We start from the raw sequence: 12,047 nt of genomic DNA on the forward strand, positions 1-12,047 counted from the left end.
AAATTTACTTAAATCTAGGCTGGTTTCCTATTAATTCTCAATAATTAATGTTTATTGAGAATATAGGCTCTTTCCAGAAAAGCCTCTAACCCTTTTGAATACTCATTTTTAGCTGGTTTTCTTACATCGAACTCAGGTTATATTAATGCAGATAATTTGCAAAAAATTTAATTTTTTGATCATTATTTATTGGTGATTGGTTATAATTTTGTTAGCCATAAACTTTCGATTATTACTAAGTAAGTCGGCACGATAAAATCAATATACATTTTTTTCGTAAAAACCCTTAAATAACCTATCTATAAGGTATTTGTCGAATTTACATTTCGTTACATATGTTGATTGTTTAACGCCAACTTACTTACTATATATATGTAGTGAACAAACCAAATTAGGGAAAATGTGATGAAAGCTGTTATTATCCATATAGATATAAAAGGTGTGAAACTTCTGTTCAATGAGCCTGTTTCTGCCAGAAAAGTTGTAAACTGAATAATAAACAGATTTGATATACATTACTAACTAAGCGTAATTCCCAATGACCACTAAACGCCATTACCACATTATTACCTTCGGTTGCCAAATGAATAAGGCCGACTCTGAGCGCATGGCTGGCATCTTAGAGGACATGGGCTTTGAGTGGTCAGAAGACCCAAATCAGGCAGATTTAATCCTTTACAACACCTGCACCATTCGGGATAATGCGGAACAAAAGGTATATTCTTATTTAGGTAGACAGGCCAAACGCAAGCAGGAAGAACCTGATTTAACTTTGATTGTTGCTGGTTGTGTTGCCCAACAAGAAGGGGCAGCTTTACTGCGACGGGTGCCAGAATTGGATTTAGTCATGGGACCCCAACACGCTAACCGTCTGAAAGATTTGCTAGAGTCGGTTTTTGCAGGTAATCAAGTTGTCGCTACTGAAGAAGTTCACATTTTTGAAGATATCACCCAACCGCGTCGGGATAGTCAAGTCACAGCTTGGGTAAATATCATTTATGGCTGTAACGAACGTTGTACTTATTGTGTAGTTCCTAACGTTCGTGGTGTGGAACAGTCCCGCACACCAGAAGCGGTTAGATCCGAAATTGAACAGTTAGCGAGACAAGGGTACAAAGAGATTACGCTCTTGGGTCAAAATATTGACGCTTATGGACGAGATTTACCCGGTTCTACTCCCGAAGGTCGTCACCTGCACACATTGACAGATTTATTTTATTATGTACATGATGTACCGGGTATTGAACGCATTAGATTTGCCACGAGTCATCCACGTTATTTTACAGAAAGATTAATTAAAGCTTGTGCAGATTTGCCCAAGGTATGCGAACATTTCCATATTCCCTTTCAGTCTGGTGACAATGAGCTTTTAAAAGCTATGTCACGGGGTTATACACACGAAAAATATCGCCGGATTATTGATACTATTAGAGGATATATGCCAGATGCGTCAATTAGTGCTGATGCGATTGTGGGTTTTCCCGGTGAGACAGAAACACAGTTTGAAAATACTTTAAAATTGGTGGAAGATATCGGTTTTGATTTAGTGAATACTGCGGCTTATTCACCCCGTCCTGGCACACCTGCGGCTTTGTGGGATAATCAACTCAGTGAAGAGGTAAAAAGCGATCGCTTGCAAAGATTGAATCATTTAGTTAATATTAAGGCAGCCGAGCGATCGCAACGTTACTTTGGCCGCATTGAAGAAGTATTAGTAGAAGCGCAAAACACCAAAGACACAAATCAAGTCATGGGAAGAACCGGCGGAAATCGTCTCACGTTTTTTACTGGTGATATTAATGAGCTTAAAGGGCAAATAGTCAAAGTCAAAATTACCGAAGTTCGGGCTTTTAGTTTAACTGGAGAAGCTATAGAAGTTCGTCAACCAGTGACAGTTTAAAAAAAATACAGGAGTATGGTGTCAGCTACAGCACTTCCCGGTGTTATGAGGTACATATCTAGCGGGCAAGATGCCCGCACTACAAGAGTTTCATGATTCGACTTTGTACCTCATAAGAGCGGAAACCGCTGTATACTCCCCGTCCGTAATCTCAGGCAAAAAACCTTAAAAACGACTTTGCATGGGGCGTTATGCTTCGCTAACAGACCCTAACAGGTAGATTTTAATATTTCTAACTCCTCTCTCACAGATAATGATTGATAACCCAAAGCAAAAGCCTGGGAACTATCTAAAGAAACATCTTTTGGCCTTGGTGCTGGCATTTTCACATCTGTCTGAAAACAGGATTTTAATTTATCATTTGGAAGTTGTAAGATTTCAACTAATATTTTCCCAAATTCATAACGGGAAATTCTGTCTTTTCCACCTAAATGAATGATCCCATTAACCTTTTCTAAAGCTAATAATAACCCTTTCGCGGCTGTATTTGCACTAACCGGAGTGCGAAATTCATCTATAAATAAACTTAGTTCTTTTCCGTCTTTCAATATTTGGATAAATTGCTGAATAAAGCTTTTAGCTGTGGGTGTTTCCCTGCCAAACATTAACGGCATTCGACAAATAGCCGCTTGGGGATATACTTTTAATATACCTGCTTCAGCTTCGACTTTTTGTTCACCGTAAATATTAACAGGTGATACTTGATCTATTTCTTGATAAGGTGCATTTAAACCATCAAAAACTAAATCGGTAGAGGTAAAAGCTAAAGGTAAAGAATTATCAGCACAAAGTCCCGCAATATCACAAGAGGCTGTAACATTTATTTTATAAGATTCCTGGGAATGAAGTTGACAATAATTTGGTTGCGATTGGGCAGCAGTGTGAATTACTGCATCCGGTTTGATATCATTAAATATCCCCTTTAATTCCTGAAAGTCTGTTAAATTAACTTTCACCATTTTAATATCAGGTATTTCTAGAAAATGGGTATGATATGTACCGTAAACTTCCCATTCTAACTGCGCTAATTGACCAAGATGCCAACCTAAAAAACCACTAACACCTGTAATTAAAAGTTTTTTCATATATCATATATCTTTGATTCTCAACTACAATAACTTGATTTCTCTCCGTGCCTCTGCGTGAGAAAGAAAAATGTAATTAATTCACCCAAAAATAGCTGTAATTCAATCTCACGCAAAAAACCCCAAAAACAACTTTGCGCCTTTGCGTGAGAATATATTCCTACAGAGTTTGGAAATAAGCCTCCAAAGCCTCATGTACCAAATCAGTCATCGGTCGTTCTTGCTTTTCCGCCGTTTCCTTGAGTTGAGCGTAAAAATCATCCCGCAGACTGATGCGGTGACGGGATTTACCGCTGCTGGTAGGATCTCCTGGTGTGTAATCAGCCACAAATTCCCTAATTGCATCAAAACCCAATCTGTCGCAAAAATCCCCAAAACTTTCTTTCGGTGTCCGCGACTTTTTAAAGAAGACAAAAATCGGTTCTAGAAAACTTTCCAGATCATTGTGGTGCAGTCTTTCCACAAAAGGTTGCGCTAACCGAGTTTGATTTGGTGAACCACCCAACCATACTTGATAAGATTCCACAGCACTACCCACCAAACCCAATTCTGCCATATAAGGACGAGCGCAACCGTTAGGGCAACCGGTCATCCTAACCACAAAATGCTGATTTTGTAAACCCAATTTATCTAATAAAGCCCGAATTCGTTCTAAAATTCCAGGAATGGCTCTTTCCGATTCTGTGATTGCTAAACCGCAAGTAGGTAAAGCCGGACAAGCCATAGCATAGCGGGTCAATGCTGCTATTTGGCTAGGATCAGCAACAACGCCACATTTATCCAGAATCTCTTGAATTGCTGCTTTATCTTCTGGTGCAATATCGTAAAATAGCAGGTTTTGATTACCTGTGAGCCGAATAGGCAGATTAAATTGCTCAACAATTGTCCGCAAAGCGGTTTTTAGTTGGAATGTTCCGTCATCTTTCACACGCCCGTTATCAATGGAAATACCCAAAAAGAGTTTACCATCGCCTTGTTCATTCCAGCCCAAAAAGTCTTTATATTTAAACTGGATCAGAGGTTTAAAAGGTTCGATGGGTTTACCAAGGTATTCTTCGACTTGAGTGCGGAATTTATCTACACCCCAATCATTAATTAAGTATTTTAACCTCGCGTGTCGTCTGTCCGTGCGATCGCCATAATCTCGTTGTGTCGCCACTATAGCCTTTACAAGATTATATACATCAGCTTTAGCTACATAGCCAATGGGGTCAGCGGCTCTAGCAAAGGTTTCTTCTTTATTATGGGTTCTCCCCAGACCACCACCAGCAAAAATATTAAATCCCGCTAATGCGCCTTTTTTATTGGTAATCACTACCAACGTCAAATCTTGGGAATATAAATCAACAGAATTATCTCCCGGAACTGTGACGCAAATTTTAAATTTGCGGGGCATATAGTGAGTTCCATAGATGGGTTCTACGGAATCATGAAGAATAGTGCCATTACCGTTGGTTTGTCGCGCTGCTTTGACATCTGGATGTTCTTGAGCGCTAATGGCTTTTTCCCCATCTAACCAAATTTCATAATAAGCACCGGTTTGGGGAGAAAGTAAATCAGCGATATTTTGGGCATATTCCCAAGCATACTGATATTCTGAGCGATTTTTAAAGGGGGCTGGAGGAGCCATAACGTTGCGGTTAATGTCACCACAAGCGCCCAAGGTTGAACCAAGATTTTGAACAATTGTAGCGATCGCCGCTTTCAGGTTCTTTTTTAAGATACCATGTAGCTGAAAGCCTTGGCGAGTAGTAGCTCTGAGGGTATGATTACCATATTCATCAGCCAGTTTGTCCAAAGCCAAATAAAGCTCAGGGGGTACTAAACCACCGGGATTTTTTGTCCGCAGCATCATTTGGTAATCTTTTTCCTGACCCTTGATGCGGTTATCACGGTTATCCTGTTGATAAGAACCGTGAAACTTGAGAATCTGAATTGCGTCTTCACTAAAGTGGGTAGTGTCCTGAAGTAGCTCAGTGGCAACAGGTTCACGTAAAAAATTACTATTTTCTTTGATACCTTCGACTTTAGAAGGCTGACGATTGGTCGCAGGAGAAGCAGCAGTGTTAACCATTACGGTAGATACGTTTCTGAATAAAGCGGTAGACAAAATTGAAATTAAGCAATTAATAGCACCTATTTGGCTAAATAAACTACTTAAAATTAGTCGGAATTATGAATATTATTTTGATTTTAACATGGTCAGAGGCCACCTTGATCAAGCGGCGGTTAGAGTAGCTAACTACTCCAACCAGCAAATATTCGCATTGCCTTAGACCAAAGACAATGAGTAGACTTGACCATCAATCAACAGTCGCGTAATCCCTTTAGCTTGTAAATGGCTACTAGCTTTATGGAGCATTTGACTATCGGGAACTTTAATCACGCGATCGCGCTTAGTAGAAAAGCGTTTAGCTACACGATGGTTATCAAAAATTGGCAGTGTTTTCTGTTGATTTTCCAAACTAGGAATGAGACCCAAATCACCAAAATCCTTGAGTGGCCGGGTAATTAACTCCGCAGAACGATCAATTACCAAATAGCAAGTTTTCGGTAAATTAGCGACTGACAATGGTAAAACTTGTACAGATACTTCCCCATTTCCCCGTCTAGTAACTAGGGGTTTTGGAGCTTCATAGTCTTCGTCCTCAAAGTCCTCCTCATCCTCATACAAATCATCATCTAAATCGTCATCTTCTAAATCATCAGGTTCATCCAACAAATCTTCATCGAGAATTTCCGCAAACAGACTCGGCTGTGAATATCGAGTTTCTACCTCTATCTTTGGTTTGGGAACAATTGGCGTTTCCGTTGGCTTGTGTCTAACAATTTCCAGTTCTTTGACAATAGGAGTTTCCTTGATAACAGGAAGCTTGGGTTTTTCCACTGCTGAGGAGCGTGTTTTCACCCGTCTATTAGCCGGAATCGGTTGATCAAAATCAAAATCATTCTCTGGTTCTGGTTCTGGTAATGCTTCTGGTTTTGGTTCTGGTAATGCTTCTGCTTCTATTGTGGGCTTTTCTACTTTTGGGTTCAATAACTCCCCACCACTGCGGACGCTGCTAGAAGCCTCTACTACCAATGGTGGTTGGGTCAACAGCGGTAACTGCTCATAACTTACCTGCGCTCTGCCTTCAGGGGTTCTAGCAGCACGTTTTAAAGAGACGAGAAATTCGTACTCTTCTTCTGGTAAGGTACTTTTAAGCAGACGGCTAATTGTAGAGTTACTCACACCATAGCGTTCTGCTAAAGTCGAGGTTGTTTCCGCAGTTTCTCGATATAGCTTGAGAATTTCTTGTTTGTCAGAATCTGTTAATTTTCTCACGGTAGACACCAAAATTTGTTAAGTTAGTTTGCGTCCACGGTCTCGGCCTTTAAGACTCAATGATGCGTCATATTCTAGAACAGCACCCAGACCGAATAACACTCCACTAAACACCCAGAATACTTCTAGTATGTCTCCACTTTGATAATTAGGTCATTGGGCGAATTTAAACCACATATCTGCATATCTGCAATGTAGAGCGAAAATGCGGCTGCGGCAATCATTCGCCAAGACAAGGAGACTTTACCGCCCCAAAAAGCCAGCAGCATAGTTGTGGCAATAATTAATAATGCCACATCGCTAACTATGTAAAACAAGTTGAGAAAAAAGGCTATCTGTTGAGTTGATGTTTGCTCTTTTTGAGCAATCAACCAAGGGAGAAAACTGCCTAATCCGCCAACTGCTGCTACAATTAGCCATTGCCATGGGTCTAGATGAATGCGGCGAGAAAGCAAGGCTAAAGCCATACCAGTCCCTAAACATAAATATGTGAGGACAAAAAATATATCAGCAATAGATACATCTGGCTCTTGTTTTAGGACGATTTCTATATAGCCGAAAACGAGTCCACCTATAAAATAAGCAAACATTCCTAACCCGATTGAGAGCCAGACTTTTCCACTACTAACCATTTGGGTACTCCGCCAGTTCCTCCAGCATAAGAGACTTGCACCCAAATAAGCCACAGCTTCAAAAATATTTGTACCAATTACATACCACTGGGCGCGAACTTCTATTCCTGCTTGCTCTGGGTCAGAGATTTTGGCACTGAACAACAAAAAGTATAACAATGCTAAAACAGCCCAGCTAAAACAGCAAAGAACAAGGTTTTGAGTAGTTAAGTAGGTGGGCTTGAGATCAGATGAGTTGTCGTAAGATTTACTCATAGAGATTAACTATGTAAATGCTCTGAATGTAATATTGTTTACAAAATTGATGAAATAATTGGCATTTACGTACTTGTGTGATAGACAATAGCCAGTTAAAGGCAAGTGCCAGTTAAGAGTTGTTTTTTAACAAATCAATATCCACCTTAACGCCAAAGCTGATGAAGTGGAGATTTTTGTAACCAACTGATAAATAGTTCTTGGTGTCACCAAAGTATGTTTTTCCTAATCTGTGCAGTTCTTCTCAAAAAAGAATTACATGAGTTTCTTGCCAAGCTGGCATTTTACTGACCTATGACAAATTCGCGGTTAGGAAAGATTTTACTGCATCTGCGGCAGATATATCGGGAAATTGATTTTTCTGTAATACCCCGGTTATCTCTGTGGCAAATAAACGGTTAAAAACATGAGTTTTTTCTGTTCCCTGTTGCCCGTTCCCTGTTCCCTCTGAATGAAATTAGGAAATTTTTAATTTTCTCTTGCTTATTTAGACAATTTTAGCTATGATTGTGAAGGCTTCATGGGTACGTAGCTCAGTTGGATAGAGCATCCGCCTTCTAAGCGGACGGTCGCTGGTTCGAGTCCAGCCGTACCCATTAAAATTGGTATACATAGCTCTTAATAACGCGCAAAGGTTATAGTTGTACAACAATAATTAATGACAGTTATATTTTAGAAGCCACCGAAAGTGGGAAAATAAAATTATGCCAAGAGAAGACTTAACAGAGGAAAAGCCGATAATATGCACTTGAGTGAAATTACCCATCCTAACCAGTTGCATGGTTTGTCAATTCGGCAGTTAGAACAAATTGCCCGGCAAATTCGTGAGAAGCACCTACAAACCGTAGCAGCCTTTGGAGGGCATTTGGGTCCGGGTTTGGGCGTTGTCGAATTAACACTGGGGCTTTATCAAACCTTAGATTTAGATCGGGATAAGGTTACATGGGACGTAGGACATCAAGCTTATCCCCACAAATTAATTACCGGACGCTACAGTAATTTCGACACTCTTCGCCAAAAAGATGGCGTTGCAGGTTATCTTAAACGCGGCGAGAACAAATTTGACCATTTTGGGGCAGGACACGCTTCTACAAGTATTTCGGCCGCATTAGGAATGGCTTTAGCCCGCGACTTAAAAGGGGAAAAATTTAAAACCGTTGCTGTGATTGGTGATGGGGCTTTAACTGGAGGCATGGCGCTAGAAGCGATTAACCACGCGGGACACTTACCCAAAACTAATCTCCTCGTGGTTCTCAATGATAACGAGATGTCCATTTCTCCCAATGTGGGGGCGATTCCTCGTTATCTGAATAAAATGCGTCTGAGTGCGCCGGTGCAGTTTCTCTCAGATGGAATTGAGGAACAGTTAAAACATCTGCCTTTTGTGGGTGAATCGCTTTCCCCAGAACTGGAACGCATCAAAGAAGGTATGAAGCGGTTAGCAGTTCCCAAAGTCGGCGCTGTTTTTGAAGAATTGGGCTTTACCTACATGGGGCCAGTTGATGGCCATAATTTAGAAGAGTTAATTGCCACATTCCAACAGGCACATCAAATTACTGGTCCTGTTTTGGTTCACGTAGTGACAACTAAGGGTAAGGGCTATGAACTGGCGGAAAAAGATCAAGTAGGCTACCATGCCCAAACTCCCTTTAATTTAACCACTGGGAAAGCGATTCCTTCCAACAAACCTAAACCCCCCGCTTACGCTAAGGTCTTTTCTCATACTTTAGTGACACTGGCGGCACAAAATCCTAAAATTGTCGGCATCACAGCCGCAATGGCGACTGGTACAGGTTTAGATAAACTACAAGCTAAATTGCCTAACCAGTATATTGATGTGGGTATTGCTGAACAACACGCTATTACCTTGGCTGCCGGTTTAGCCTGTGAAGGTATGCGTCCTGTTGCTGCTATTTACTCGACTTTCTTACAACGCGCCTTTGACCAAATTATTCATGATGTTTGCATTCAAAATCTACCTGTATTCTTCTGTTTAGATCGGGCAGGGATTGTTGGTGCTGATGGTCCGACTCACCAAGGTATGTATGATATCGCTTATCTACGTTTCATTCCGAATATGGTGGTAATGGCTCCCAAGGATGAGGCGGAATTACAACGGATGGTTGTGACTGGGATTAATTACACTGATGGACCGATTTCTATGCGTTTCCCCCGTGGTAATGGTCACGGTGTCCCCTTAATGGAGGAAGGTTGGGAAGCTTTGGAAATCGGGAAGGGGGAAATTCTCCGTCAAGGGGATGATGTGTTAATTGTGGGCTATGGTACAATGGTTTACCCGGCAATGCAAGCGGCGGAAATTCTCAGCGAACATGGGATTGAAGCAACTGTGATTAATGCCCGTTTTGTTAAGCCTTTGGATACTGAGTTGATTTTACCTTTGGCTAAACAAATTGGTCGGGTTGTGACTTTGGAAGAAGGTTGTTTAATGGGTGGTTTTGGTTCTGCGGTGGCTGAGGCTTTACTTGATGCTGATATTGTTGTCCCTGTGAAGCGGATTGGTGTTCCTGATATTTTGGTAGATCATGCCACACCGGATCAATCTTTTGCGGAGTTAGGTTTGAGTAGTCCTCAAATTGCGGAAACTGTTTTACAAGCTTTTTTTAAGAAACAGGCTGCTGCTGTGGTCTAGTTGATTTTTTGTCTGAATCAGGATTTACGGGATTTCAGGATTTACAGGATTTAATTATTTTGTTTATCTTTTGATCTTGGGTATCCTGATTCTGATTTGGGGATGTTTAATTTCTGGAGATGTTGATTGGTTCTACCAAATTAAGATGAAGTTGCATAGAATAAGATTTTAAGAATTATTGACCGCAGATGAACGCCGATAAACGCAGATAAATATGGATGATTATTTTTTTGTGCAGTTTCACATAAAATTTGGTATTAAATATATTGGTAATTTTTCATAATTATGAAGTTGCTAAACAATCGTTATCAGGTTATTCAGGTTTTAGGTGCAGGAGGGTTTGGTGAAACTTTTCTCGCTGAAGATACCTATATGCCTTCCCGTCGTCGTTGTGTGATTAAGCAACTTAAACCTATCAGCAATGACCCCAAAACTTATCAAGTAATTCAACAACGGTTTGAGAGAGAAGCTGCGACGTTGGAGTATTTGGGGGAAGCTAATGACCAAATTCCCCAACTTTATGCTTATTTCTCGGAAAATGGTCTCTTTTATCTGGTGCAAGAATGGGTGCATGGTCACACTTTGACTAATGTGATTCAATCTCAAGGACAATTACAGGAAAATACTGTTAGAGAAATTCTGTTAAGTTTGCTGTCTGTGTTGGATTATGTCCACAGTAAAGGGATTATTCATCGAGATATTAAACCAGATAATATTATTTTGCGGGAAATAGATAATAAACCAGTTTTAATTGATTTCGGTGCGGTTAAAGAAACTATTCGGACTACTATTAATGCTGCTGGACATCCTACTCAGTCTCTAGTGATTGGGACTCCTGGATTTATGCCTAGTGAACAAGCTATTGGTCGTCCGGTTTATGCTACTGATATTTATAGTTTGGGTTTAACGGCTATTTATTTACTTACGGGTAAATATCCTCAAGAATTAGAAACTCATCCTCACACGGGACAGGTTATTTGGCAAGAATACGCTGGGAGGATTTCTCCCCAATTAGTAATGCTACTAACTCAAGCAATTGAACCCCGCACGAGCGATCGCTTTACTACTGCGAATAAAATGCTATATGCTTTAAAATCTGACACTTCTATTCCCTCACAAGTTTATCATACTACTCAAACAGCAGCGACAATTCATCTCACTCCTGCCGCACTAAATCAACCTATATCTTCACTCTCTCAAAATCCCGTGGTTAAAACTGGGAATAATCAGCAAATTTGGCAAAAACCAGCGGTGATTATTGGTAGCGTTATGATGGGAAGTTTAATTGGTGCAATGGCTATTTCTAGCATAAACCGACCACAAACCACAAATTCCATTGTCACTAATTCCAACATCACAGAAACACCAACCCCAACCCCAACCCCAACCCCAACATCAATCCTAACACCAACACCAATACCAACAACTGTAAATACTCCCATTTCTGAAGCAACTGTATCTCCGACCCCTTCAATATTACCTGAACCCACAGAGACAATTCCTGAAAATACTCCTACTCCTTCCATAGAATCAACTCCACAACCAGAAATAAAAAATGAACAGGAACAAACGTCTGTAGTTCCTACAACTGAACCAACTTTAACTATTGAAGAAACAGGAAAGAAGAAAAGAAAGGGAAAACGTGATCAAGTAGTTACTAATACTAGGGAAACTGTACCAGCATTTCCTACAGGTACATCAAGAAGTAGTGTAGAAGAAACGCTAGGTAAACCAAAGAAAGATTTAAGAGGATTATGGGGAAATACCCGCGCTGTTACTTATAAAGTTGTTCCTGACAAAATTGATTTAGGCTACTTATTTGACAAGAAAACTGGAACGCTAAAACAAACAGAAGCAGCTTTTGCATCGTCTGTAGAACCTGAAGTTATGCAGACAACTCTCAATGGTTTATTGAATGGAGAAGCTACCGCAGAAATTAAACAAGGACTGCAACAAGTTCAACAACGACAAACAGATAATTTTACTTTTAGTAAGGGTGGGGTAAAAGGTCAAATAGTTCGACAAAGTTGTGATTTTATTTATATTAGTATTTGGGATGCTGATTTACATGATTTTGTGAATCCAGCAGATGCAAAACAGTGTTAGAGGTTGTTTGAAAAGTATTATATGAAACCCATAATCTCCAAAAACCTAACCCCCCTCCCCCCCTTCCCTACAAGGGAATGGGGGTTTTAAAGCC

At 40.3% G+C, this 12,047-nt stretch carries 7 protein-coding genes, 1 tRNA gene and 1 pseudogene; 5 read left to right on the plus strand and 4 right to left on the minus strand.

Going from position 1 to position 12,047, the window contains the following annotated elements; translation table 11 throughout:
• Nucleotides 1–538: 538 nt before the first annotated feature.
• Nucleotides 539–1,900 (plus strand): tRNA (N6-isopentenyl adenosine(37)-C2)-methylthiotransferase MiaB, encoded by a 1,362-nt coding sequence (miaB, locus tag PN450_RS08665; RefSeq protein WP_271836026.1) that lies wholly within the window; start codon nucleotides 539–541, stop codon nucleotides 1,898–1,900.
• A 209-nt stretch (nucleotides 1,901–2,109) separates the two neighbouring features.
• Here the strand turns inward: miaB and PN450_RS08670 are convergent, their stop codons facing one another.
• Together PN450_RS08670 and sir are read right to left on the minus strand one after the other, a co-directional pair.
• Nucleotides 2,110–2,985, minus strand: a complete 876-nt coding sequence (locus PN450_RS08670; RefSeq protein ID WP_271836027.1) for an SDR family oxidoreductase — start codon at nucleotides 2,983–2,985, stop codon at nucleotides 2,110–2,112.
• A 160-nt stretch (nucleotides 2,986–3,145) separates the two neighbouring features.
• Nucleotides 3,146–5,059, minus strand: coding sequence for a sulfite reductase, ferredoxin dependent (sir, locus tag PN450_RS08675; RefSeq protein ID WP_271836028.1), 1,914 nt, complete (start codon nucleotides 5,057–5,059; stop codon nucleotides 3,146–3,148).
• Here sir and PN450_RS08680 point away from each other — a divergent pair.
• Entirely contained in the window at nucleotides 5,049–5,261 is a 213-nt protein-coding gene (locus PN450_RS08680; protein ID WP_148762581.1) for a hypothetical protein, read from the plus strand. The genes sir and PN450_RS08680 overlap by 11 nt on opposite strands.
• Here the strand turns inward: PN450_RS08680 and PN450_RS08685 are convergent.
• Nucleotides 5,258–6,310 (minus strand): transposase, encoded by a 1,053-nt coding sequence (locus tag PN450_RS08685; RefSeq protein WP_417033739.1) that lies wholly within the window; start codon nucleotides 6,308–6,310, stop codon nucleotides 5,258–5,260. The two genes, PN450_RS08680 and PN450_RS08685, sit on opposite strands and share 4 nt — an antisense overlap.
• Nucleotides 6,311–6,328: 18 nt before the next feature.
• Nucleotides 6,329–7,197: pseudogene (locus PN450_RS08690) on the minus strand (hypothetical protein).
• Nucleotides 7,198–7,719: 522 nt separating this feature from the next.
• On the opposite strand from PN450_RS08690, the gene PN450_RS08695 reads away from it, so the two are divergent.
• The 3 genes from PN450_RS08695 to PN450_RS08705 all read left to right on the plus strand — a co-directional run bounded on the left by PN450_RS08695 (nucleotide 7,720) and on the right by PN450_RS08705 (nucleotide 11,953).
• A tRNA-Arg gene (locus PN450_RS08695) sits at nucleotides 7,720–7,793 on the plus strand.
• A 146-nt stretch (nucleotides 7,794–7,939) separates the two neighbouring features.
• Nucleotides 7,940–9,847, plus strand: coding sequence for a 1-deoxy-D-xylulose-5-phosphate synthase (gene dxs, locus PN450_RS08700; protein WP_271836029.1), 1,908 nt, complete (start codon nucleotides 7,940–7,942; stop codon nucleotides 9,845–9,847).
• 285 nt (nucleotides 9,848–10,132) lie between these two features.
• The gene (locus tag PN450_RS08705) at nucleotides 10,133–11,953 is read left to right on the plus strand and encodes a serine/threonine-protein kinase (RefSeq protein ID WP_271836030.1); all 1,821 of its coding nucleotides are present in this window, start codon (nucleotides 10,133–10,135) and stop codon (nucleotides 11,951–11,953) included.
• The last annotated feature ends 94 nt before the right edge of the window (nucleotides 11,954–12,047 follow it).

Origin of the sequence: Dolichospermum lemmermannii CS-548, assembly GCF_028330815.1 — a bacterium.
GTDB classification, from domain to species: Bacteria; Cyanobacteriota; Cyanobacteriia; order Cyanobacteriales; family Nostocaceae; genus Dolichospermum; species Dolichospermum lemmermannii.